Source organism: Streptomyces sp. NBC_00984, assembly GCF_045162475.1.
GTDB lineage: Bacteria > Actinomycetota > Actinomycetes > Streptomycetales > Streptomycetaceae > Streptomyces.
The window spans coordinates 5,933,982-5,957,113 of record NZ_CP108734.1; the positions used below are offsets into that span (position 1 = coordinate 5,933,982).

19 protein-coding genes and 3 pseudogenes are annotated in these 23,132 nt (G+C 67.0%); 12 read left to right on the forward strand and 10 right to left on the reverse strand.

The features are described 5' to 3' along the window. Positions 1-254 precede the first annotated feature (254 nt). The 5 genes from OG520_RS26565 (at position 255) to OG520_RS26585 (ending at position 7,609) form a co-directional block, all read left to right on the forward strand. Positions 255-1,916: a dynamin family protein gene (locus OG520_RS26565; RefSeq protein ID WP_406016569.1), complete on the forward strand. Its 1,662-nt coding sequence runs from the start codon at positions 255-257 to the stop codon at positions 1,914-1,916. Further along, on the forward strand, positions 1,913-3,832 hold the full coding sequence (locus OG520_RS26570) for a GTPase (RefSeq protein ID WP_406014871.1): 1,920 nt from the start codon (positions 1,913-1,915) through the stop codon (positions 3,830-3,832). Before OG520_RS26565 ends, OG520_RS26570 begins: the two co-directional genes overlap by 4 nt. A gap of 99 nt (positions 3,833-3,931) precedes the next feature. Next, positions 3,932-4,483 (forward strand): single-stranded DNA-binding protein, encoded by a 552-nt coding sequence (locus OG520_RS26575; RefSeq protein ID WP_406014872.1) that lies wholly within the window; start codon positions 3,932-3,934, stop codon positions 4,481-4,483. Positions 4,484-4,713: 230 nt separating this feature from the next. Further along, a complete protein-coding gene (locus OG520_RS26580; protein ID WP_406014873.1) occupies positions 4,714-6,162 on the forward strand; it encodes a Cys-Gln thioester bond-forming surface protein in 1,449 nt (482 codons plus the stop codon). A 259-nt stretch (positions 6,163-6,421) separates the two neighbouring features. Beyond that, positions 6,422-7,609: a PQQ-binding-like beta-propeller repeat protein gene (locus OG520_RS26585; protein WP_406014874.1), complete on the forward strand. Its 1,188-nt coding sequence runs from the start codon at positions 6,422-6,424 to the stop codon at positions 7,607-7,609. 443 nt (positions 7,610-8,052) lie between these two features. Here OG520_RS26585 and OG520_RS26590 read toward each other — a convergent pair. Both OG520_RS26590 and OG520_RS26595 read right to left on the reverse strand, forming a co-directional pair. Further along, positions 8,053-9,319 (reverse strand): annotated as a pseudogene (locus OG520_RS26590) (tyrosine-type recombinase/integrase). Continuing rightward, a complete protein-coding gene (locus OG520_RS26595) occupies positions 9,316-9,516 on the reverse strand; it encodes a helix-turn-helix domain-containing protein (protein WP_376466645.1) in 201 nt (66 codons plus the stop codon). The pseudogene OG520_RS26590 and the gene OG520_RS26595 overlap by 4 nt, the downstream one beginning before the upstream one ends. Positions 9,517-9,583: 67 nt before the next feature. On the opposite strand from OG520_RS26595, the pseudogene OG520_RS26600 reads away from it, so the two are divergent. Then, positions 9,584-9,928 (forward strand): annotated as a pseudogene (locus OG520_RS26600) (NUDIX hydrolase); the annotation flags it as partial. A 452-nt stretch (positions 9,929-10,380) separates the two neighbouring features. On the opposite strand, the gene OG520_RS26605 reads toward OG520_RS26600, so the two are convergent. Next, positions 10,381-10,752, reverse strand: a complete 372-nt coding sequence (locus tag OG520_RS26605) for a hypothetical protein (RefSeq protein ID WP_406014875.1) — start codon at positions 10,750-10,752, stop codon at positions 10,381-10,383. A gap of 566 nt (positions 10,753-11,318) precedes the next feature. On the opposite strand from OG520_RS26605, the pseudogene OG520_RS26610 reads away from it, so the two are divergent. Beyond that, positions 11,319-12,496, forward strand: a pseudogene (locus OG520_RS26610) (IS30 family transposase). A 259-nt stretch (positions 12,497-12,755) separates the two neighbouring features. Here OG520_RS26610 and OG520_RS26615 read toward each other — a convergent pair. Then, positions 12,756-14,393 (reverse strand): HNH endonuclease family protein, encoded by a 1,638-nt coding sequence (locus tag OG520_RS26615; RefSeq protein WP_406014876.1) that lies wholly within the window; start codon positions 14,391-14,393, stop codon positions 12,756-12,758. A gap of 407 nt (positions 14,394-14,800) precedes the next feature. Continuing rightward, positions 14,801-15,169, reverse strand: coding sequence for a hypothetical protein (locus OG520_RS26620; protein ID WP_406014877.1), 369 nt, complete (start codon positions 15,167-15,169; stop codon positions 14,801-14,803). Between the two features lie 214 nt (positions 15,170-15,383). Here OG520_RS26620 and OG520_RS26625 point away from each other — a divergent pair, with 214 nt between their 5' ends. Then, positions 15,384-15,611, forward strand: coding sequence for a hypothetical protein (locus OG520_RS26625; RefSeq protein WP_406014878.1), 228 nt, complete (start codon positions 15,384-15,386; stop codon positions 15,609-15,611). An 859-nt stretch (positions 15,612-16,470) separates the two neighbouring features. On the opposite strand, the gene OG520_RS26630 is transcribed toward OG520_RS26625, so the two are convergent. From OG520_RS26630 to OG520_RS26645, 4 genes are all read right to left on the reverse strand, one after another. Continuing rightward, complete coding sequence (locus OG520_RS26630; protein WP_406014879.1) at positions 16,471-16,815, reverse strand: hypothetical protein; 345 nt, start codon at positions 16,813-16,815, stop codon at positions 16,471-16,473. Next, positions 16,812-17,543: a GntR family transcriptional regulator gene (locus OG520_RS26635; RefSeq protein WP_406014880.1), complete on the reverse strand. Its 732-nt coding sequence runs from the start codon at positions 17,541-17,543 to the stop codon at positions 16,812-16,814. Before OG520_RS26635 ends, OG520_RS26630 begins: the two co-directional genes overlap by 4 nt. Before the next feature lie 8 nt (positions 17,544-17,551). Beyond that, complete coding sequence (locus tag OG520_RS26640; RefSeq protein WP_406014881.1) at positions 17,552-17,776, reverse strand: hypothetical protein; 225 nt, start codon at positions 17,774-17,776, stop codon at positions 17,552-17,554. 508 nt (positions 17,777-18,284) lie between these two features. Further along, entirely contained in the window at positions 18,285-18,563 is a 279-nt protein-coding gene (locus OG520_RS26645) for a hypothetical protein (protein WP_406014882.1), read from the reverse strand. A gap of 77 nt (positions 18,564-18,640) precedes the next feature. Here OG520_RS26645 and OG520_RS26650 point away from each other — a divergent pair, with 77 nt between their 5' ends. Further along, complete coding sequence (locus tag OG520_RS26650) at positions 18,641-19,396, forward strand: GntR family transcriptional regulator (protein WP_351253872.1); 756 nt, start codon at positions 18,641-18,643, stop codon at positions 19,394-19,396. 25 nt (positions 19,397-19,421) lie between these two features. On the opposite strand, the gene OG520_RS26655 is transcribed toward OG520_RS26650, so the two are convergent. Continuing rightward, positions 19,422-19,889, reverse strand: a complete 468-nt coding sequence (locus OG520_RS26655; protein WP_406016570.1) for a DUF4240 domain-containing protein — start codon at positions 19,887-19,889, stop codon at positions 19,422-19,424. Positions 19,890-20,346: 457 nt separating this feature from the next. Between OG520_RS26655 and ettA the strand changes: the two genes are divergently transcribed. Genes ettA through OG520_RS26670 form a run of 3 tightly spaced genes read left to right on the forward strand, consistent with a single transcriptional unit; the run spans position 20,347 to position 23,125 of the window. Then, positions 20,347-22,011 carry an energy-dependent translational throttle protein EttA gene (gene ettA, locus OG520_RS26660; RefSeq protein ID WP_406014883.1) on the forward strand — a complete coding sequence of 555 codons (1,665 nt, stop codon included), beginning with the start codon at positions 20,347-20,349 and terminating at the stop codon, positions 22,009-22,011. 5 nt (positions 22,012-22,016) lie between these two features. Then, positions 22,017-22,439, forward strand: a complete 423-nt coding sequence (locus OG520_RS26665; RefSeq protein WP_266419053.1) for a thioesterase family protein — start codon at positions 22,017-22,019, stop codon at positions 22,437-22,439. Further along, positions 22,436-23,125 (forward strand): hypothetical protein, encoded by a 690-nt coding sequence (locus OG520_RS26670; RefSeq protein ID WP_399329501.1) that lies wholly within the window; start codon positions 22,436-22,438, stop codon positions 23,123-23,125. Before OG520_RS26665 ends, OG520_RS26670 begins: the two co-directional genes overlap by 4 nt. The last annotated feature ends 7 nt before the right edge of the window (positions 23,126-23,132 follow it).

Consider the following 23,132-nt stretch of genomic DNA (forward strand, 5'->3'; position numbering starts at 1 on the left):
CGATCGCCTCGTCCTGGTTGCTTCACCTGCGTGGCACGATGTGGAGGTTCGGTGAAGCGAACCGATAATCGCAGGTAGGTGGGATTCGTGCAGCGCTTTTCGCGCCTCGCGCCCCGGGTGTTGTGCACTCGTTATGCCTGCGCCCCACTCGTCCCGTCTGTCCCGACTTGGTTCCTGGGAGAGAACCGGCGCGCAGAGGTGGCTATACGCTTCAAAAAGGCGCCAAAATTGGGCATTCTTCGCATGTGGTGACCTTGGACGTACGGCCTCAGCTCATCGACGCACTTTCCGCCCTGCGCGACCGTGTCGCTGCCGTGCGTCTTCCACTCCCGCTGCCGGGGGCCGCGCGCGCCCGGCAGACCCGGAGCGAGCTGCTCGCCCAGCTCGACGACTATCTGCTTCCCCGGCTCAGGGATCCTGAAGCACCCCTGCTCGCGGTCATCGGCGGGTCGACCGGGGCGGGGAAGTCGACGCTGGTCAACTCGCTGGTGGGACGACCGGTCAGCGAGGCCGGGGTGCTGCGGCCGACCACCCGGACACCCGTGCTCGTCTGCCATCCGGATGATCACCACTGGTTCGCGGGAGTGCGCGTACTGCCGCAGCTGACCCGGGTCTGGCTGCCGCCGGAGGAGTCCGGGGAGCCGGGCCGGTGCGACGACCTCGACGGGCTCGACGGACTGGACGGGAGCGAGGTAGAGGACGGAACCGCGTTGCGGGTCGAGACCTCGCCCGGACTGCCGCGCGGGCTCGCGCTGCTCGACGCGCCCGACATCGACTCGCTCGTGGTGCGGAACCGGATGCTGGCCGCCGAGCTGATCTGCGCCGCGGACGTGTGGGTGATGGTGACCACGGCCTCCCGGTACGCGGACGCGGTGCCCTGGCATCTGCTGCGTACCGCCAAGCAGTACGACGCCTCGCTCGTCACCGTCCTCGACCGGGTGCCGCACCAGGTGATCGCCGAGGTGTCGCGGCAGTACGGGGCGCTGCTCACCCGGGCGGGCCTCGGCGAGGTGCCGCGCTTCACCATTCCCGAGCTGCCCGAATCGGCCGGTGGCGGCAGCGGGCTGCTGCCCACGACCGCCGTCGCCCCGCTGCGGGCCTGGCTCAGCCACCGCGCCCAGGACCCGGCGGCCCGTCAGCAGGCGGTCGGGCGTACGGCGGCCGGGGTCATCGACTCGCTGGACGTGCGGATGCCCGAGCTGGCCGGGGCGGTCGCGGCGCAGTACGCGGCGGCCGTGCGGCTGACCGGCGTGGTCGAGGACGCGTACCGCGCGGAAGGCGCCCGGGTCCGGCGCAGGCTGCGCAGCGGCGGCGTGCTCGCCGGGGACGCCCGGACCAGATGGCGCGGATACCCGCTGTACAGCACCTCCGGGGAACTCCTCGAAGCGCTGGTCGAAAGCCTTTCCGCGCTCCTGCAGTGCGCCGTGGCCGCCGCCGACGAACAGATCCGTACGACCTGGCAACGCGAACCCGCGGCCGGGGAGTTCGGCTTCGAGGACGTCGGCCGGGAGGCCGGGGGATGGGGACCCGCCGAGGACATCCGGGGCCGGATCACCATGGCCGTACGGCGCTGGTGGCGGGTTCTGGAGGAGCTGGCCGAGGAAGAGGTGCGCCGTCCGGAACGCAATGCCGCGCCCGACGCCGAGACCGTGGCGGCGCTGCTGGCCGCCGCACTGCTCGGTGGCCGCCGCACCCGGGGCGCCGGGGAGCAGCTCGCCGAACGGATCGGCGCCCAGGGCGCGCTGCGGCTGCGCGACAAGGGCGGGGTGCTGCTCACCGACTGCCTCGACCGGGTGCTGAACGGCGAGCGCGACCGGCGGCTCGCACCGCTCGACGCGCTCGACGTGGCCCCGGAGCCGCAGGCCGAACTGATCGCCGCGCTGTCCGTACTGCAGAAGGAGAGGTGGCAGCGATGACTGCCGTCACTGACGAGGGAACCGGCCGGATCGGGAGTCCCGCTTCCCACGAGGACCGGGACGCGGACGGGCGGGGCCGGGTCCCGGAGGCGGGCCGGGTCCCCGGGGCGGGCCGGATCCCGGGGGCGGGCCGGGACTGGAACGACGGGCTCATCGCCCGGCGGGCGGCGGCCAAGGCGGCGGACCCGGAGCCCGGGACCGCCCTGGACGACGACGCACGGCCGCCCCAGGTCGAGGCCTACGTGCCTTCCGGCGGCCCGCTCCGGCCGCGGCTCGACGCGCTGCGTGAACTCGTCGGGCTGTCCAGGGCCCGGCTCGACGGCGACACCCTCGCCGAAGCGGGACGTGTGCTCGACGAAGCGGCGGCCCGGCAGCGGCTCTCCTCCCGGCACACCGTCGTCGCCATCGCCGGGGCCACCGGCAGCGGCAAGTCGACGCTCTTCAACACCCTCGCGGGCGCCCAGATCTCCGACACCGGGCTGCGCAGGCCGACCACCGCCGCCCCCATCGCCTGCTCCTGGACCGACGGGGCCGCCGGACTGCTCGACCGGCTCGCCATTCCCGGACGGCTCAGGCGCAGGCCGCAACAGGGCGGGGCGGACACCGACGAGGCGCTCCGGGGCCTCGTCCTCGTCGACCTGCCCGACCACGACTCGGCGGCGACCGAACACCGGGAGCAGGTCGACCGGGTGCTCGCGCTGGTCGACGCGGTGATCTGGGTGGTCGACCCGGAGAAGTACGCGGACGCGGCCCTGCACGAGCGCTATCTGCGGCCGCTCGCCGGGCACGCCGAGATCACCTTCGTCGTCCTCAACCAGATCGACCGGCTGCCGGGCGACGCAGCCGATCAGGTCCTCGACGATCTGCGCCGGCTGCTCGACGAGGACGGCATGGCGCTCGGCGAACACGGCGAACCGGGCGCCACCGTCATGTCCCTGTCCGCGCTCACCGGCGACGGCGTCGGCGAACTGCGCGAGGTGCTCGGCCGGTTCGTCCAGGAGCGCACCGCAGCGGCGCGCCGGCTCTCCGCGGACGTGGACGCCGCCGCGGCCAGGCTCCGCCCGGTGTACGTGGCCGAGGGGCGCCCCGGTCTCGGGGAAGGGGCCCGCGAGGAGTTCGCCGACCGGCTGGCGGAAGCCGTCGGGGCGGCCGCGGCGGGCCAGGCGGCCGAGCGAGAGTGGCGCAGGAACGCCGGACGGGCGTGCGGTACGCCGTGGCTGCGGCTGTGGCGCTGGTACGAGTCCACCCGGCGCCCCGGAAGCCTGGAGCGCCCGGCGCAGCCCGAGCCCCCCGAGGAGCAGCTCACCGCCCGGCAGTGCGTCGAGCAGGCGGTACGGACGGTCGCGGACGAGGCAGCCGACGGGCTGCCGGGCCCCTGGGCGCAGGCGGTCCGCGAGGCCGCGGTGCACGGTGCGGACGGGCTGCCGGAGGCGCTCGACGCGCTGGTGGAAAGGGCCGGCACCGAGCACGCCCAGGCCGGTTCGGCGGTGGTGGCGACGGGCGTCGCCGGGGCCTCCGGCGTGGCGCACAGCGGCCGTGTGGGCGGGAAGCCGCCGCGGCCGAAGTGGTGGCCCGCCGCGGTGCTGGCGCAGGCGTCGATGACCTTGCTGCAGATCTTCGGCGGTCTCTGGCTGGTCGGCCAGATCGTCGGCGTACTCGAACCGGGATTCCTCACGCCCGCCCTGGTGATGCTGGCCGGGGTCGTCGGCGGTCCCCTGGTGGAGTGGTCGTGCGCGGCCGCGGCACGTGGGCCGGCGCGGCGGTACGGGCAGGAGGCCGAGCGGCAGTTGCGCGAGGCGGCGGCGGCCTGCGGCCGGGCCCGGGTGCTCGATCCGGTGGCCGCCGAACTCGTGCGGTACCGCGAGGTGCGGGAGAGGTACGCGGCGGTGACGGAGATTTCCACAACCGGCGGGTAGTCCACAGGCCCCAGCAGGATTTCCGCCTCCCCTTCAACCTGGGATCAGTGACCGCGTGGACGCGATTGCTGATCCGAAGGCCGAAGGGGAGGCGGAGCCATGAACGACACCTTGGTGACACTGGTGGGCAACGCGGCGACGGGCGTGGAGTTCCGGGAGACCGCGACCGGCGGAATGGCGCGATTCCGGTTCGCGGTGACGCCGCGCCGCTGGGACCGCGAGAAACAGCTCTGGACGGACGGGCACACCAGCTTCTACACCGTGTGGGCCTGGCGGACTCTGGCCTTGAACCTGTCCGGTTCCGTTTCCGTCGGGGAACCACTGGTGGTCCACGGCAGGCTGAAGGTGCGCGAGGAGGAACGGGAGGGGCAGCGCCGGACGTTCGTGGACATCGAGGCGGTCGCGGTGGGCCACGATCTGACACGGGGGACTGCCGCGTTCCGGCGGGTGATGAGGGGGGAACCCGCGCTGACGGCACGGGTGGGGAGCGTGGACAGGGCGGGCGGATCGGGCGGACCGGAAGGGGGCGCCGGGACGGAGGGGTTCGACGGGCCGGACGGCCCCGGTGAGTCCCGGGAGCCGGACCGTTCCAGGAGCAGGCGGCCGACGGGGCGTCAGAAGGCCGCGCAGGAGCTCGCGTCGGTGCCGTGACGGGTCGAGAACGGGCCGGGAGGCGGGCCAGGGACGGGCCGGGGAGACGAACGCGAGTGATACCGGCGATAACGATTCCGATTCGGAATGGTTGTACGACGGTATGACGGGGGACTGTTCATCGCTTCGTCCTTAGGATTCCCCAGTACTCACGGGGCACTTGAGTCGACTGGCGGGGCAGTCCCCACACGCGCATCAGGCGCGAAGGGTCCCGCCCGGAGGGGAATTCTGTGTTTTCTGCTTCTTCAGCGACCGCTTCGTCGTCCTTGGAGACGACGGCCAATTCTCCACGGCGGCGCGGCATGGCCCGGCTGGCCGCATCAGTGGTGGCATCCGGTCTGGTCATGGCAGGCGCCCTCGTCGGCGCGGGCAGCGCGGTCGCCGACGAGACGCCGCAGCACCAGGGCGGCGCGGCCGCGGTGCTGGACGGGTTGAAGACCTTCGACCGCGCCGTGCTGCACGCGGACGGCAGGAACCAGCAGCTGCCCGCCGGCCTCTTCGAGATGACCGTCGACGGCGGCGGCCAGCTCAAGACGTACTGCATCGACATCCACAACCCCACCCAGGACCAGGCGAAGTACCTGGAGACCCCCTGGAACCAGACCTCGCTCGGCAGCAACAAGAACGCCGGCAAGATCCGCTGGATCCTGGAGCACTCCTACCCGCAGGTCGACGACCTCGCGGCGCTCGCCAAGGAGGCCGGCTCCGGGCCGCTCACCGAGAAGACCGCGGCGGCGGGCACCCAGGTCGCCATCTGGCGCTACTCGGACAATGTCGACGTCGAGGCCTCCGACGCCCAGGCCGAGAAGCTCGCCGACTGGCTGGAGCACAGCGCCGTCGACCAGGCCGAGCCCAAGGCGTCCCTCGCCCTGGACCCGGCCGCGGTCTCCGGCCGGTCCGGTGAGCGGCTCGGTCCGGTCACTGTCCGTACCAACGCCGGCCAGGTCTCCGTGACCCCGCCCGCCGACGCCGCCAGCGGTGTCAAGGTCACCGACAAGGCCGGCAAGCCTGTCAGCGCCGCGGCCAACGGCGCCGAGCTCTACTTCGACGTGCCGGACGGCGCCGCCGACGGCACCGCCTCGCTGACGGTCCAGGCCACCACCTCGGTGCCGGTCGGCCGGGCCTTCGCCGGTGTGACCAAGAGCCAGACCATGATCCTGGCCGGCTCCAGCGAGACCACGGTCTCCGCGACCGCCACCGGGACCTGGGCCAAGAAGGGCGCCATCCCGGCCGTCTCGGCGAAGAAGAACTGCGCCAAGGGCGGCGTGGACGTCACCGCCGCCAACGAGGGTGACGAGGCCTTCACCTTCGAGCTGGCCGGTGTGAAGCACACCATCGAGGCGGGCAAGTCCGAGACGATCACCGTCCCGGTCGCCGAGGACCAGGCGTACGACTTCACGATCACCGGCCCCGGTGGCTTCACGAAGACGTTCAAGGGCGTCCTGGACTGCAAGACCAGCGGCAGCGCCACGGGCGGCACCGAGACCCAGACCGGCGGGGACAAGACCCCGGCCACGTCCGGCGGCAGCTCCTCGACCGGTGGCTCGGGCGACCTCGCCGAGACCGGTGGCTCCAGCGCCACCCCGGTCATCGCGGGCGTTGCCATCGCTCTCGTCGTCGTCGGCGGCGGCGCGGTCTTCCTCCTCCGCAAGCGCAAGGCCCAGCCCTCCGCGCAGTAACCCCGCACCACCCCTCCGCAGACTGACGGCGGAGTGACGAACGAGGGGCGGACGGTCACGTCCACCCGATGACGGCCCCGGCACGCAGACGCGTGCCGGGGCCGTCGCATGCCGGGAGGTGGGGTTCAACTGCCGGAAAATAAGAGGCGGTTGAGGCATCCGCAGGGGACCATTGGGCCCGAAGCGGGCCACCGGATCCGGTGGCCGGTCCGCCCTGTGCGCATCGCCACGGTGATGCCGGATGATGGGGGATATCCGAGTGAACCTTCGAAGAGCCATCGCCGTCGTGTTCAGCGCGGCACTGTCGGTCGTCACGCTCGTGACGCCGGTCGGCGCGCAGCCGGTGCAGACCGGAGCCTCGACCACTTACCAGATCAACGCACGGCACGACGGCAGCCTCGTCGATACCGCTGTGGGAGCGCCGCCACTCAGCCAGAAGTGGTCCCGCGACCTGGGCGGGAACGTCTCCTACCCCATCGTGGCCAGCGGGCGCGTCTTCGCCACCGCTGCCTCGCCGGATGGGCACGGCACCATCCTCCACGCCCTTGACGCGGCGACGGGCGAGAACGCCTGGGAGCCCGTCGACCTCGGTGGTACCTACCGGTGGTCCGCGCTCGCCTACGGGGGCGGTCGGCTGTACGCCCAGAACTACGACGGCGTGCTGACGGCGTTCAACCCGGCCACCGGGGCGAAGATCTGGACCGTCACGCTGCCTGAGCAGTATTCCTTCACCTCGCCGCCCACCTTCGCCAGCGGCGTGGTGTACACGGGCGGCGCCGGCTCGGGCGGCACCCTGTACGCGGTGGACGCTGCCGGCGGTGCCGTGCTCTGGACCCAGCCTGTCGCGAATGGGGACAACAGCTCGCCTGCCGTCACGGCCGACGGGGTCTACGTCTCCTACGCCTGCGAGCAGACATATGCCTTCGACCCCAAGTCGGGCAACCCGATCTGGCACCACCGGACGGACTGCTCCGGCGGCGGGGGCCGCACCCCCGTTCTCGCCGACGGCGGTGTCTGGATTCGCGACGATGCCGGGATGACCCCCTCGGTCCTCGACACCGCCGACGGGAAGGTCCGCGGCACTTACGAGGCCACCGGCTGGTCCCCGGCACCGGCCTTCGACGGCCGCCAAGGCTACTTCGTCGATGACGGTGTCCTTCAGGAGCGACACAGCCGCACCCTGGCCACTCGCTGGAAGTTCGAGGGCGACGGCCAGATCAGCACGGCGCCGATCGTCGTCAACGGCTACGTCTACGTCGGCTCCCGAACCGGTCGGCTGTGGGCGCTCAACGGCGCCACTGGTCAGTCCGTCTGGTCCACCGACGTCGGCGCGCCGATCAACGAGCCCGACGAGCACAATGTGTCCGAGCCGCTGACCGGTCTCGGTGCGGGCGGCGGGCTCGTGGTGGTTCCGGCCACCAACCTGCTGGTCGCGTACGGGCAGTGAGCAGCGGGGTGGCGGCCCGTCGGCGCTCCTGCTCGCAGCCCATGGGCCGGGCTCCCGAACGACCGTGAACCCGGACGGACAGGCCCGTGCAGAGCTGCGAAGCCTGCACCCTCTCGGCTCACGGCGAAAGAGGGGTACGGGCCAAGCCGTGAAGCCCCGGACATCGGTCCGGGGCTTCACGGCCGTCGGATGTGAGATACCGCCGGCCGAAGGCTGCCGCCGGGAGCCGAGGGCCCTCGTTCTCTCCTGCGCAGGAAGGGGTCGGCGGCGACGACCGGTGACGGATCGGCTACGCGCGGGGACAGCGAAGGGGCAGGTCACAGGTCCCTGCTGATACGGGTTTCCGTCAAGAGGTAGCCGTCAGGCAAGATGGGGTGTTTCTTTCCGGGGGAGGGCACAAAATAGCCCCTCACCAGCAGTTTTCCTGCCGATGAGGGGCCGTGTCAGGCGGCCTGGGCCGTCTCTGGGCCGTCGTGGGCGTGACCGGCGGCCCGATACATCTCGCTGATGGCTTTCCGGGTGCGGGTCTCGCTGCTCGGCATCAGGTGCGTGTACACGCGAAGCGTGAACCCGGGGTCGCTGTGGCCGAGGTAGAGACTCAGCGCCTTGACGTTCTCGCCGGCGTCCAGAAGGACCGAGGCGTAGAAGTGCCTCAAGGCGTGCATGCCGTGTTCACGGGCTGCCGCGTATCGCTGCCCCTTCTCCGGAACCGGGATGATGCCCGCGGCGGCAAGCGCGGGCTTCCACCGCTCGTCGTTGAAGCCGTTGCTCCATAGAGCCGTGCCGACAGTGCTTGTGAAGGCGAGCCGATGGGTGACCTTGGGGCCGGTGGGCGTCACCCAGGGCAAGGTCACGTCGACCGGCGGGAAGCGCTTCAGATGCTCGGTCAGGGCCACGGACACCTCCGGGTCCAGCGGAACATCCCGGAGCTTGCCTCGCTTCGGCGGCGCGAAGACGAGAGATCCGCGGACCTTCTTCACTTGCTGCCGGACGTAGAGCCAGCCGAGGTCCCCGATGTTGTCGACCGCCAGACCGAAGATCTCGCCCTGGCGGAGACCACAGCCGCCTCCGACGTCGGCCATCGCCCGGTATCGCTTGGGGAGGCCGGCCCGCACGGCGAAGACTTGCGAGGCCGTCCACGGATGGATACGAGAGGGCGCAGGGCGGGGCGCCTTGACCGAACGGGCTCGGCAGGGATTCGAGGCCAGCAGACGGTCGTCCACGGCCGCGGTGAGCACGGAGGAGACCGCATCGAAGATCAGACGCCGGTAGGCGGCTGACGCCACGGCACTTTCGAGTTGACGGTTCCAGTCACGGATGTGCTCCGGTTGGAACGAGCCGATCGGACGCGTTCCGAGGTAGGGAAGGGCATGAAGGCGCAACCGTCCCTCCACCGCGGCCCGGCTCGTCAGGTCGGTGGTCAGTGCCGCGATCCATCGTTCGGTGTACTCACGGAAAGTGGTTCGTGCCGCTCGGGGGTCGATGTACTGGCCGCGTGCCATGTCGGCTTCGATGTTGGTCAGCCACACGTCGGCCAGGCGCTTCTGCTTGTCCGGGAAGCTCTTGGCCTTCTCGGTGCCGATCCGGGCCGATGTACCGGGCGCGGTAGCGGAGACCGATGCCGTATCGGTCGCTCTGCACCTTGCGGGACGTGCCGTCTGCGCTGATTTCGACCTTGTACCAGCGGTCCTGGATATGTCCGGCCGTCAGGCAGCAGCCCCTTCCTGGAGGCACTCGACCCAGGCGCGCACGTCATCCGGGTCGTAGCGCAGGTGCCGGCCGACACGGAATCCGCGAGGACCGACCCGCTTGCGGCGCCACTGGTAGACCGTCTCGACGCTGGGGAGGTCGAACATCTCCACCAGGTCGTCAGGTGTCAGGTAGCGGACCGGGAGCCGCGTGGCCATGGTCACCACTCCCTCTCGTCGGACGCCGACCGAAGTTCCTCGCGCGAGGTCTCTCGGTTGTGCTGGAGGTCGCGGGCGATGTCCCGGTGGCGTCCTCGAACTCGACGAGACCCCGGAGGCGGGCGTCGTGCGCGAGGTCCTGGAGGAGACGGGTATCCACGTCGAGGTGGACGAACTCACCGGGGTCTACAAAAACACGACCCGGGGCATCGTCGCCTTGGTCTTTCGGTGCAAGCCTTCTGGGGGCACCGAGCGCACATCCGCGGAATCCACGGCAGTCGAATGGCTCACCCAAGAGCAGATCACCGAGCGCATGTCCGAGGTCTACGCGATCCGCCTGCTGGACGCCCTCGACGGAGCCGGACCCCACGTGCGAAGCCACGACGGCAAGCACCTGATCCCAGCGCGGTAGAACTTTCCCTACTTCATCAAGCACCTGATCCCAGCGCGGTAGAACTTTCCCTACTTCATCAAGTGCCCGCGCAAGGCGCGGGCTGGCCCCTTGTGCCAGGCCCTCCGCGCCTTCGGCGCCCAGGCCGGACCCCTGGGGCCGCAGCGAACTACGGCCCCTGAGTCGAGAACCAAGCCCGCGGCTTCAAGACATGCCTCCGGCGGGGGCGCTCAGACTCCGGGATGGATAGGGCACCGTTCGCGAGTGCCGGCCGGAGCGTGGCGAGCGTCGTGGGGCTCCCATCCCGACCACCTTCGACCCAGGCAGAGCCGAGCAGTCGCGGCCTAGGGCGTCAAGGTCGTTCGTACAGTGGCGCGCTCCACCTTGACGCCCTGAACCACGCCCGCTCCACGGTGTGTGGGTCGAAGGCGGACGGGATGGGAGCTGGGGTGAGTGGTGGGTTGAGGACCGCTTCAGAACGCGGGTGGTGTCACACTCAAGTCCTCGCCGCCGTAAAGGGATTCGTAACGGATCTCGATCACCAGGCGTCGGGTGATGAGATCCCAGAACCAGCCATGCTCGTCATCGCTGAACTCGTCCAGAGACAACAAGAAGATGGTCTGCCCGGCTAACACCACGGCGCCTGGGCGTAAGGAATGTGCCTTGGGTCGCGTTGGGAACGAGCTCAGTATGCGTTGCTGCGTGTGGTAGTCCCACTGCCCAACGGCCTCTCCGTCCAACCGCACCACCGAGCTCGTCACGATGGCCGGCCCAAGACCAGCATTGACGACGTTGAGCCCCGCTTCAGTGCCTTCGTACTCCTTGACGCGGCGTATCTGGAGCACAGGCCTCACCGACTGGCGGCTATGTCGCCTACTGTCCCTGGCCTGTGTGTAGCTGACCCAAAGAGAGCCGAGCGCTATGACTGTCGCTGCAACAGCGGTGACCGTGTCTGAGTTCATATGGCTGCCCCCATGCGACACCGTGGATGTGATCGGTTCTTCCCCACCTGACCACCGTTCCAGTCCGCAACCGGCGAGTCTGCTGGGCCAGAAGGCGCCCGTGCCCCTGTCGTGCCCGATCGGCCGGGAACTGGCGGGGAACCACGGACACTGACGGACAGGACGCACGAGAATGGCCCCCGACCGAATCGGGCGGGTTCTAGCGATCCCCGCAACACCCTGGATTTCAGGGAGTTGCGGGGATCGTGGATTTTGAGGAGTTGAAGGCGCGGTTCTTCGAGGCGCTGGACCGGGAGAACGGGAGTGTCTCGGGTGCTGCTCGGGCGGTTGGGGTGAGCCGACACACGGCGGCGGGCTGGGCGCGGAAGGCCGGCGTCCGTGGTCGTGGGAAGACGGGCACCAGTGGGCATCCGGGGCGGGCGGAGTACGACCGGCTTCGCGCGTCGGGGGTGCGACGACGGGATGCCGCGGCGCAGGTCGGGGTCCACGAGCGCACAGCCAAGGACTGGGACCGCGGGATCCGGAAGATCGGCAACGCGCGCCTGCACCCCGATGGGCGAAGGATCGACTACACAACGGGCATGACCAGCACCGTCGCCGTCACGTCGGCGCCCTCTCTTGCGGCAGTCGAAGCCGAGCTGCACCCACGGTTCCTGACGGTGGCCGAGCGGGAGTTGATCGCCGACATGCGTCGTGAGGGCCGCTCACTGCGGGCGATCGGACGGGCACTGGGCCGGCCGGCATCCACCGTCAAACGTGAGATCGATGCCCGTTGCGTCGAGGGCGTCTATCAGCCCCACCGGGCACAGCGGGCCTGGGCGAAGAGCCGGGCACGCCCCAAGCAGTCCAAGCTCGCCCACGACGGTCCGCTGCGCGAGTACGTCGCGGGCAGACTGCAGCAGCAGTGGTCACCCGAGCAGATCTGTCACGCTCTGGTCATGGAGTTCCCCGACGACGAGGGTATGCGGGTGAGTCCGGAGACGGTCTACCAGGCGATCTATGTCCAGGCCCGTGGCGGGCTGCGGCGCGAGATCGCACTCGCGCTGCGCACCGGGCGCACCCGCCGCAAGCCACACCGTGGCCCGGAGCAGCGCACTCGCCGGTTCGTCGACGAGATGGTGATGATCTCCGAGCGGCCTGCCGAGGTCGAGGACCGGGCGGTGCCCGGCCACTGGGAGGGCGATCTGATCGTCGGCCCCCGCAGCGAGAGCGCGATCGTGACGTTGGTCGAGCGTTCCACCCGCTACGTCATGCTCGGGCATCTGCCCGGCGGACACACCGCCGAGGAGGTCCGTGACGTGCTGGTGCCCTTGATCCAGACCCTGCCCGCGCACCTGCGCGGCTCGCTGACCTGGGACCAGGGCTGCGAGATGGCCGCGCACAAGCAGTTCACCGTCGCCACGGGAGTACCGGTCTACTTCTGCGATCCGCACTCCCCTGGCAGCGCGGATCGAACGAGAACACCAACGGTCTGCTGCGGCAGTACTTCCCCAAGAGCACCGACCTGTCCGTGCACAGCGCCGCAGACCTCGAACACGTCGCTCAGCAACTCAACGGCCGACCACGCAAAACGCTCGGCTGGAGAACCCCAGCCGAGCGCCTGCGTGATCTACTGACGACCGCATAGGCCATCAGGTGTTGCGAGGACCCCGAGAATCCGCCTCGCCTGGTCAGGGGCCGTTCACATGCGGTGGGTGTGGGATTTGAACCCACGGTGACATCGCTGCCACGACGGTTTTCAAGACCGTCGCTCTGGGCGCGTCCTCTGTTCTGTGACCTGCTCAGATGCCTGTGTGCTGACACTTCTCTGGCCCGCTGGCCCATAGATGGCCCATGAAGCCTCCGCACCGGGCAGGACACCCGCCTCGACCAGCACCGGCCGAGAGCTAAGAAGCATGACCGCTTTCCTTGTATCCAGAATTGCAGTAGGGGTGGGCCATCTGCCCATTTCCCGGGTCTCCCGTACCGCCATCTTCTTTTCTAATCTTGTGGTCGAATGTCATTGCTCGGAGATGCAATCGCGCCCCACAGATATTGCACCTTGGGGAGGAATCTAGAGTCGCCTTCAAGACGATTGCATTCTTGGTCTCACTTGAGAAGTTTCGCCCATGCTTCCGGTCTTCATCTGTGATGATCTTCACCGGCAAGCGAGGGTTCAAATTCTTCCGCATTCGCTCAATGATTTCTTTTTCGTCAAGTTCATCGACTAGCGAGCCAAGAAGCATCCTGTACATTTCAAGGATAGCTGGCACCGACCTCTGCAGACTTCCATAAGCCTGGACGATCTGATTCAGGAAGTGCTTATACTTCACTAGGAATTCTTCAAAACTGGACCGTAGGCCAGTGTACTTGTTCAAGTGCCGCCGCTCGACAAGTTCCTGCGTGAAGGCAACGGCTGCCAAGAATGCGGCGGGCTGAAACCGCCCGGTGGCGCTATAGAAGTAAACGGACGGATGGAGACCCAGAGATGCTGGCGAATTGCCGGCTATCTTCATTGCGGCCTTTTTGGTTGCCCGCATGAACTCTATGGTGGCGGCACCGTCCAAGTCGTCAGCGAGGGCGGTTATGGATCCCTGGCTGGGCAGAGTTCGCTTCCTTCCATTTACCTCACTCCGCCACATCTCCGGGCGCAACTTGTTTACAAAATTTACCAACTCAAATACCATCTTCAGGCTATCTGCCGAGTACTCCTGTCCGGCGACCGGGAGGTCCGATGACCTAATCGAGAGATCAAGAGTCGGCCTAAAGATCAGATCGTAGACGTCCTTGGCATGAGACTCGATCTCAAGCTGAACGGAGTCGTCAAATGATGACCAATATTTGTGTCCAGTCCCTGCCCGAATGAAGGCTCGTGCTGCAAGCGCATTCGGCTTGCGCCGCGCCTTAATCATGTCAAGCTCTGTGGGGTCGATGGGGGTCGCCTGCTGGTTAATGCGAAAAAACGAGCTTTCCGCCTTTTCGGCCTCACCATTTACCCATTGAAGCTGCAGCGCGAAAGCGCTGAGATTTCGCGCAAGCCGCAATTTTTCCTTAGGTGTTGTGTCACTGTTCTGCAGAGCGATTTTCAGTTCACTAAACGAGCCAACACTGCCTTGGATTAGCTTCCTGGTTGCCTCGGCAGCCTTTTGCTGCTCGACAGGAATTACCCCATCAAAGAATCGCAGCGACCGATGCTTGTCCCCATAGTCGTCGTGGACCCAAGCAATCAATGCGCTCAGCCTATGAGCACCGTCGATAGTGAAGATATTTCCACTCTTAGGGGAGCGCCATAGAATGACAGCCGGAATTAGGTCACCCTCTAGGAAACTTCGAACCAGTGCGGCTACTTTGTCAGGCGTCCAATTCGCGGTTTCTCTCTGAAAATCCGGCTTTCGAAGGACGTTATACATGAAACTCTCGGGGCCCAACTCGGATACACCAAGATTTGCCATCAGGCCCGATGGTTGAGCAAGCACATCAGGTGCTGCAGCATCGAAATCTTCACGACGGATCAGAGCGTCAAGGTTGACCAAATGTTTCGCCATACAGTGCTCCCATGGAGTGACCGCGCTGATATCCCGCTAGCCTAGCGGTTCCAGAGTAAAAAGATACCGGTCTCGCAATAAATCGTCTGGGCATGGGAGCGCGGTTGCGCTCTCGCGATCGAATCAGCCTCTGATGCAACGCTGTACTTGGGGACCTTTGACATCCACTTCTGACATAATGGGTGCGGTCGCTCACGGCTGGGACGCTGCTTGAGCATGTGGTCCAGGTTACTCACGGCCTCGCACTGAACGTCCTGGACGACGTGGGTATAAATGTTCATCGTGACCGCGATCGGGCTGTGGCTGAGGATTTATCGGCCATCCGGTCCAGGTAGTGAAGGCGAAGCGGGTACAGACCCGGAGTGTGCTAGTCCTCAAACCGTGATTACGTAAGAGGCCGCGTGCGATCACATCCAGAGGATCAACGCGACAATCACAATGAGCACCAGAAAAGGGCCGGCTACTGCCTTGCGGAGCTCCCGTTCTCCTTTTCCGGAGAACATCGGGTCGTCGCCTTCGTCGGTAAACCTTGTGGGTCCGCTTGCCGCGCTGGTCAAGATATCGCTGGCCTCCTTGACAATCGCCGCCGCCGATTTTACGTCGCCGGACTCCTTTAGCATCGCATCCAGCTTGGATAGCATCTCAGGTGATGCAACCGCGAGACGCCGCACTTGCTGCTTGGTCGCCTCATCGACTCCCGTATTATTGATGATCGTCTGGTAGACGCTTCCGTTGTTCGTCTGAATGTACTGATCAATTGCCGGAATTTCTGCCACCCCCGCCACACTTCGTTTTACTCACAAGCGAAGGTGCCTTATTTAAACTCAGTTGAAATGAAGATTCGCATTCACCCTTGGATCGAGACTGTCCGAGTGGGCCCGCCAAAATAAGCGCCACCAGTACGGCCGCGACGGCTGAGACGGTAGCTACGCCAATCCTCGCAAATGGGTTAAGGGCCTGGCCCGCTGTCTTGATCAGGGTTGGCCATTTATGCGTAACCCACAGAAGGAAAGCGACGCCAACGACAGCGAAGACGAGGATCCGATCACGCGCAAAGGTGGCAACATGTTCATCAGACGAGAGTTGCACCACGTAATCTATGAACTTCGCGATTTCGGGAACCGCGTTGGGAAAAAACCTATGAATCAGCCCAATGCTGAAAAAAATCATCAATGCCGCGAGGATGACGCGAAGAACCGAGTAGGCTATCTCGATTAGGCCTTCGCCTGGAAATCTCAACGCTTACCGTCTCGGTAATTCGTTTGCGAGACGGTGCCGTTATTGTTCTGAATGTACTGTCCAGCGTTAATCGAAGCATCCGGCTGAGAGTTCCCGTGTGCAGGGGGCGTGTTCGGGCTTGAATTGCTCGATCCGGTATCGCTGGTAAGGGCTGGCTGGTTCGATGTAGAGTCACTGGCTGAGCGCGATCGCGCCCACCGCACAGTGACTACAGCAGCTCCGACCCCGAACACTCCAGTGACGAATGCTGCAATGATCTCGGTCATGACGTTCCCCCCTGGAATTGCTCGACTCATCAGCAAAGCCCCGCTCGGGGACAGCGTTTGGCGAACGCCACTGAAGATCAACGGCTGAGGCGACGAGACGCTAGATAGCATCATCAAGTCAATTGCCGCCTGTCGCCGCCCCAACGACCCCTGGTTCAACAACCACTCCCCGACCTCTGATTTTGACACATCGTGCGCCAACTGGTTAGAGAAACCTGCCGAAGTGGCTGGATCTTGTATCACGGCATCCGGAAACAGGCAGGTCAGCGGCCGCCCAGAACCGTGGGTTCCCTCGCGCCTTGCGCAGCCGTGATCGAACTTACAAGCAGATGTCGGTGGTTCGAACCGCCCACTCCAACCATTGCGAAGGCCCCGACCAGCCACGGGCGTGCCACTTCTGGTGGCCGGCGGGTTCAGCGGTCCGCTGCCGGGGCGCCGGGAGGAATCTCTTCGGATCCGCTCGTTGTCCTGGCCTTTTGTCCGCGCTGTCGACTGGCGGTGAGCAGAGGAGCGGACCCAACCGAGGAGCCCCAGAACCGGTCTGAGGCTCCTCGGTTGGGTGTGTGTTACCGCTAGCCGAAGGCTGCCGCAGGGAGCCGAGGGCCTTCGTTGCCTCCTTCGTGGGCGGGCGTCGGTATCGGTAGGCGTTGGCCGCGGCTTGTTGCCACACGGAGCACGTTGTGGAGGGCTTCAGTCAGGTCCGTCGCCAGGTGTCGCAGCTCTTCTGGCTCGGCCTCTTCGTCTCCGAGTACTTCGGACGCGTGCTCCAGGAGCTCGGCCGTCATGCCGAGTTGTACTGCTTCGATGTTGTCTGCCAGGCGGGACAGGTGGCCGCTGTTGTCGTCGGTGCTCAGGAAGCAGGGCTTGCCCTCGGGGCTCGGCCACGGGAGGAGTCGCATTTCGTTGTGGGGTGTCATCCTTCTGTCCTCCTGCCTCCGCTCATCGTGTGGTGCGTGAAGAGCGCATCGGCGCGATCGCCGGGAAGTACTAGGCGCGCTGCCTCGACGACGCGTCCAGTGGTGTCGGTCGCCACGCGGGTGACTGCGAGTACGGGGAGGGCTGAGCTGATGCGAAGGGTTGCCGCCTCTCTAGGGGTTGGGAAGCGTGCGCCGACCCGCTCCTGTACCTCGGCAAGCGGGGGGCGCAGATCCGTCAGCCTCACCAACACCCCCTCGCAGAAGGATGACTCGCTTGGACCGTCGGCCGGCGCCAAGTCGCGGGGGACGTAGATCCGAGCCAGGCTGTGCGGTGACTTCCCCTCGTGGCTGAGGCAGAGGAATTCGGTCAGTGGGCTGCTCGCTGACACCCTCAGAAGAACGGTCAGGTTTCCTCGCGCCGGGAGATGCCTGGTGCGGACGGTCATGCGTAGTGCCGCATCGGTCGCGGTCTGAGCGTCGGGCGTGCGACCGCCGCCGACGTACGTGATTCTTTGGACGGGGTGGCGGACGAAGTTTCCTCTGCCGTGAACCTTCTCGACGAGCCCTTCGCCTTGGAGTACGGCGAGGGCGCTCCGCAGCGTCGGCGTGCTGACTGCATAGCGGGAGGCGAGTTGTGCCTCAGAAGGGAGGCGTTCGCCGGCCTTGATTCGTCCGGTTGAGATCTGCGTCCGGAGGTCGTCGGCGATGGCATGGCGGCGGGAAGCCATGGATTGAATCACCTCCTTCTCAGCATTCGAAGGGCGACGAATCGAGTCCGGGAGTGCATGGTCAGCAGCTCGCCCGTCTCGAAACGAAGTCGCTTTGCCTCACCTGGCAGTTGGAAGAGGTCTGCCACGCGGCACGGCTGACCGCCGATCTGGATGACGTCGCCACGCTGCACGCTGGCCGAGGTGATCTCGACGTTGGCGGCCAGTGCGCCGCTGGGTGCCCATCTCCTCACTGGGTCACCTCTCCCGGTGCGATGGGGGCGACCGCCGGGTGGCAGGGGCAGTCGCATGCTTCGTAGACCACGGGGACGCCGACCGGTGCCACGGCGGGGGAGGAATGCGCGCACTGACGGTGCGTACCAATCAGGCACGAGCTTGACCTGTAGGGAGTGGCATTCGCCTTCGTCACGCCTGGTCGCTTGTGAGAAGGCATCAGTTCGCCTCCATCGGTGCGGGCCAGGTTCGCGCGAAGGGTGTGTGAGCTACGGACGTTGAGCGCTGCCTCGCACCTTCGCAGCTGGCTAGCACGTACGGGCGGACGAGCTGGTTCTCCTCGTCGGCGAGGACGTCCATTCTGTCCCGAAGCTGCCCCATGCGCAGAGTGGGGGAGTCGGTGAGGTCGAGGGGAGCGACCCCGGAGCAGAAAGCCGTTAAGGGGCGGCGGTGACGGCCCCTCGGGAAGTACCGCTCACTGGTGCGTGAGACGGCACCGCGGATACGGTTGAACATGCTGATCAGCTCCTATCGCTGATGGCCAGGTCCCCGGACATCGCCCGTCGCGGGGACCGCTTTGTGTACGGCGGCCCATAAGACGCGGCCGTCCACGTTGCTCGCGAAGAGGCCGAATCGATCGGCCTTCGCCACTGCATCCAGGACCTCCCGCCATGAGTCGGCGGGGAAGTCGTCCGGCACCTCCGCTTCGATCGATATGTGGTGGTCGTGCTGTGTTACGCGTGTGGTCAGTCCGGCGGCGGACAACCGGGCGGCGATGTCCTCGACGCTCAGTTCAGAAGCGGGCACAGGTATCTCCGTCGCCGAGTGATCACGTTACGTGAAGCTAGTTAACTAGGTTAGAGCTAGTGGACTAGATTTTCCATATGCCTGAGCAGCCGCCTTATCTCCGCATCGCGGACGTTCTCCGACAACGGATCGCGGAGCATGAGTGGACACCGGGGGACCGGCTGCCCTCACGTGCTCAGATCGGCGAGGAGTGCGGCGTCGGCGAGAACGTGGTCCGTCGGGCGCAGGAGCTGCTGATCTCGCAGGGCGTTCTGGAAGGCCGCGCAGGTTCCGGTACGTATGTCGCCGAACCACGTCGGCGTGTCCGGGTGGTGCGTTCCTCGGCACGCGAGCAGCGTGACGATTCCCCGTTCCGTGCGGACATGCAGGCTGTGGGCAGGCACGGGGACTGGGAGAGCCGGACCGAGGCCAAGATCCCGGCACCGGCGGAGATCGCGGCGCGGCTCGGTGTCGCCGATGGCGATCTGTGTGTCCGGACCGTGTATGAGTTCCTGGCCGACGGGAAGCCGGTGCAGTTGTCGACGAGCTGGGAGCCGTACGACCTCACTGCCGGCACGCTCGTCGTCCTCCCCGAGGGAGGGCCGCACGCCGGGGCGGGCGTCGTGAACCGTATGGCTGCGATCGGCATCACGGTCAGCCACGCCGTCGAGCAGCCGGAGCCGCGGCAGGCGACTGCCGAGGAGGCATCGCTCCTCGGCATCCAGAAGGCAGCTCTCGTCACCCACATCAGGCGGACGTACTACAGCGACCAAGGTCGACCCGTGGAGACTGCGGACATCGTCGTGCCCGCAGCCCTGTGCGAGATCGTTTACGAGATTCCCACCGGGCGATAGCGGGGTAGCTGTGGCTGTGCCGACCTCAGTTCTGCAGGTGCGGCCAGCCGTCCTTGTTGGAGAAGGTCTCGAAGCAGTACCGGGTTGAGCGGTCCCACTCCTGGCCAGTGGCCAGCTCGTATGCCTTGTCCGGCACGTAGAGCAGCCACTCGGCGTCGTACTTGGTGGAGGTGTACGGGGCGAACTTGTCGACGTCGAAGAAGACGCTTTCCCAGACGGCTCGGCCAGCGGCGACCACGGCGCAACGCGTGTACAGGAACTGGTCGGTCGACTGAGGGAACGGGCTCCCGTCGCGATCCGTCAGGTCGGCGACTGGCAGGACACCGAACTTTTCCTGGTCCAGACGGTAGAGAGCCTCGGCATGGCGTTCGGTGAAGCCCACGATGTCCGCGACCGAGCGAGAGCCCAGCTCTTCGGCGAGCCGCTGGCAGTTCGCCTCGCTGGCCTCACCGTTCAAGGTGTCTATAAGTGCCCAGAAGGCGACCCATGTCATTCTCACGGACGCAGGATGCCAGGTTGGGAACCGACCGTACCCGGCGGGCCGAGAAGCTGTCTGTCAAGGACGGCCTTGCAGTCTTTCCGCTCCGGACGGTCTTGATGGTCCTCGACCGCTTTCCGGAGGCGGCGGCACTGGCCGCAACCGGAGCTGCCCGCTCTCAACCCCCACGTGGGCGGTGACGTCCTCCGGCGCGCCGGGCACAACCACCACAGGTGCAGGCCGGGCTCGGCGAGGGGACGACGTACGCCGAGTGATCGTTCCTGGGCCGTCCCTGGGCCGTGCGAGGGCGCTCAGTACTGATCGAGGGCGACAACGAGTGACAGGTCAGCTACCAGCGTGGATGGCGAAGGGGCAGGTCACAGGTCCCTGCTGATACGGGTTTCCGTCAAGAGGTAGCCGTCAGGCAAGATGGGGTGTATCTGCCCACACATCGATTGCCGGACGGTTTCTCTTGGCTGAGTACATCTACACGATGCGCAAGACGCGCAAGGCGCACGGCGACAAGGTGATCCTTGACGACGTCACGCTGAGCTTCCTGCCCGGGGCGAAGATCGGTGTGGTGGGTCCCAACGGTGCCGGTAAGTCCACGGTGCTGAAGATCATGGCGGGCCTGGAGCAGCCCTCCAACGGTGACGCGTTCCTGACGCCCGGTTTCAGCGTCGGCATCCTCATGCAGGAGCCGCACCTCGACGAGACCAAGACGGTCCTGGAGAACGTCCAGGACGGCGCCGCCGAGGTCATGGGCAAGCTCAAGCGCTTCAACGAGGTCGCCGAGCTCATGGCGACCGACTACTCCGACGCGCTCATGGACGAGATGGGCAAGCTCCAGGAGGACCTGGACCACGCCAACGCGTGGGACCTGGACGCCCAGCTGGAGCAGGCCATGGACGCGCTGGGCTGCCCGCCCGGCGACTGGCCGGTCAACAACCTCTCCGGTGGCGAGAAGCGCCGTGTCGCGCTCTGCAAGCTGCTGATCGAGGCCCCCGACCTGCTGCTCCTCGACGAGCCCACCAACCACCTCGACGCCGAGTCGGTCAACTGGCTGGAGCAGCACCTCTCGAAGTACGCGGGCTGCGTCATCGCCGTCACGCACGACCGGTACTTCCTGAACAACGTCGCCGAGTGGATCCTCGAACTCGACCGCGGCCGCGCCATCGCCTATGAGGGCAATTACTCCACGTACCTGGAGAAGAAGCAGGCCCGCCTCAAGGTCGAAGGCCGCAAGGACGAGAAGCGCGCCAAGCGGCTCAAGGACGAGCTGGAGTGGGTCCGCTCCAACGCCAAGGGCCGGCAGACCAAGTCCAAGGCCCGTCTCGCCCGTTACGAGGAGATGGCGGCCGAGGCGGACAAGATGCGGAAGCTGGACTTCGAGGAGATCCAGATCCCGCCGGGCCCGCGGCTCGGTTCCATCGTCGTCGAGGTCGAGAACCTCTCGAAGGCCTTCGGCGACAAGGTCCTCATCGACGACCTCTCGTTCACGCTGCCGCGCAACGGCATCGTCGGCATCATCGGTCCGAACGGCGCGGGCAAGACCACGCTGTTCAAGATGATCCAGGGCCTGGAGACCCCGGACACCGGCTCCATCAAGGTCGGCGACACGGTCAAGATCTCCTACGTCGACCAGTCCCGCGCCAACATCGACCCGAAGAAGACCCTCTGGGCCGTCGTCTCGGACGAGCTGGACTACATCAACGTCGGCCAGGTCGAGATGCCCTCGCGCGCCTACGTCTCCGCGTTCGGCTTCAAGGGCCCGGACCAGCAGAAGCCGGCCGGTGTCCTCTCCGGTGGTGAGCGCAACCGCCTCAACCTGGCGCTGACGCTCAAGGAGGGCGGCAACCTGCTGCTCCTCGACGAGCCCACCAACGACCTCGACGTCGAGACCCTGTCCTCGCTGGAGAACGCCCTCCTGGAGTTCCCGGGCGCCGCAGTGGTCATCTCCCACGACCGCTGGTTCCTGGACCGCGTCGCCACGCACATCCTGGCGTACGAGGGCGACTCCAAGTGGTACTGGTTCGAGGGCAACTTCGAGTCGTACGAGAAGAACAAGGTCGAGCGCCTCGGCGCGGACGCGGCCCGCCCGCACCGTGCCACGTACAAGAAGCTCACGCGAGGCTGATCGTCTTGGCTCGTCACATCTACAACTGCCCGCTGCGCTGGTCGGACATGGACGCCTTCGGCCATGTGAACAACGTGGTCTTCCTCCGTTACCTGGAGGAGGCACGCATCGACTTCATGTTCCGGCTGGCGCCGGGGGACGGTTCGCCGTCCTTCTCGGGCGGTTCCGTCGTGGCCCGGCACGAGATCGACTACGTACGGCCGCTGGTCCACCGGCACGAGCCGGTGACCGTCGAGTCGTGGGTCACGAAGATCGGCGCGGCGTCGCTGACGATCGCGTACGAGGTCAAGGACCCGGACCAGGTGTACGTACGGGCCTCGACCGTCGTCGTGCCGTACGACCTGGCCGAGGAGCGGCCCCGGCGGATCTCCGCCGAGGAGAAGCTCCACCTCCAGCAGTACCTGGCCGAGGAGCCGGCCGCAGCATGACGGTGCCCGTACGGTCGCTGGAGTTCGCCGACCCGAGGGAGGCCGCGGATCTCGCGGCCTTCCTCGGCCGGCTGCTCCACTACGACCGGGCCGCCGCGGTGCGGATGCAGGCGGGCGGCGGTGCGCTGGCCGTGTTCGGCAGGCCGCCGTCGTTCGAGGTCCTGGCGATCCGGGCGGCGCGGCTGGCCGTGCCGGACGACTTCGACATCACCGTGTCCGCCGGTGAACTCCTCGAATCCCTCGACGTCGAGGGCACGGCAGCCGGTTCGGGCACCCTGCCCGCACCCGTCACCGGGCCGCCGTGGACGGGTGTCCTCCCGCCCCGCGGGGGCTGGCACGAACTGCCGGGCCTGCCCGACCCGGTCTCCCTGCGCACAGCGGTCACCGCCGCGGTGGCGGAGTTCCGCTCCCGCGACGAGGCCCTGCCCGAGGACCGCCGCACCCGGGCCGAGCGGGACCTGATCGGCCGCGAGATCTGGTCGCGCACGGTCGCCGGTACCGAACTTCCGCTGCGGGCCGTGCACGCCGCCCAGTCCCTCGGCTTCCTCCGCCCGGCGCCGGACTTCCCGGTCGCCCTGCTCGCGGCAGGGGCCTGGCTGCGGCTGCGCACCCCGTTCGGCTCGATCGCCCTGCGCGGCCCCGGCAGCGGACTCGGCACGCTCGCGGTGACGGTCGGCGCGGGCTGAACGACCG

What these genes read in the sequence shown, in the direction of transcription:
- OG520_RS26570 (WP_406014871.1), top strand. Translation starts at nt 1,913, where the DNA reads ATGACTGCCGTCACTGACGAGGGAACCGGCCGGATCGGGAGTCCCGCT.
- OG520_RS26575 (WP_406014872.1), top strand. Translation starts at nt 3,932, where the DNA reads ATGAACGACACCTTGGTGACACTGGTGGGCAACGCGGCGACGGGCGTG.
- OG520_RS26595 (WP_376466645.1), bottom strand. Translation starts at nt 9,516, where the DNA reads ATGGCCACGCGGCTCCCGGTCCGCTACCTGACACCTGACGACCTGGTG.
- OG520_RS26615 (WP_406014876.1), bottom strand. Translation starts at nt 14,393, where the DNA reads ATGGCGAAACATTTGGTCAACCTTGACGCTCTGATCCGTCGTGAAGAT.
- OG520_RS26625 (WP_406014878.1), top strand. Translation starts at nt 15,384, where the DNA reads ATGCGTAACCCACAGAAGGAAAGCGACGCCAACGACAGCGAAGACGAG.
- OG520_RS26630 (WP_406014879.1), bottom strand. Translation starts at nt 16,815, where the DNA reads ATGACACCCCACAACGAAATGCGACTCCTCCCGTGGCCGAGCCCCGAG.
- OG520_RS26635 (WP_406014880.1), bottom strand. Translation starts at nt 17,543, where the DNA reads ATGGCTTCCCGCCGCCATGCCATCGCCGACGACCTCCGGACGCAGATC.
- OG520_RS26650 (WP_351253872.1), top strand. Translation starts at nt 18,641, where the DNA reads ATGCCTGAGCAGCCGCCTTATCTCCGCATCGCGGACGTTCTCCGACAA.
- OG520_RS26655 (WP_406016570.1), bottom strand. Translation starts at nt 19,889, where the DNA reads ATGACATGGGTCGCCTTCTGGGCACTTATAGACACCTTGAACGGTGAG.
- OG520_RS26670 (WP_399329501.1), top strand. Translation starts at nt 22,436, where the DNA reads ATGACGGTGCCCGTACGGTCGCTGGAGTTCGCCGACCCGAGGGAGGCC.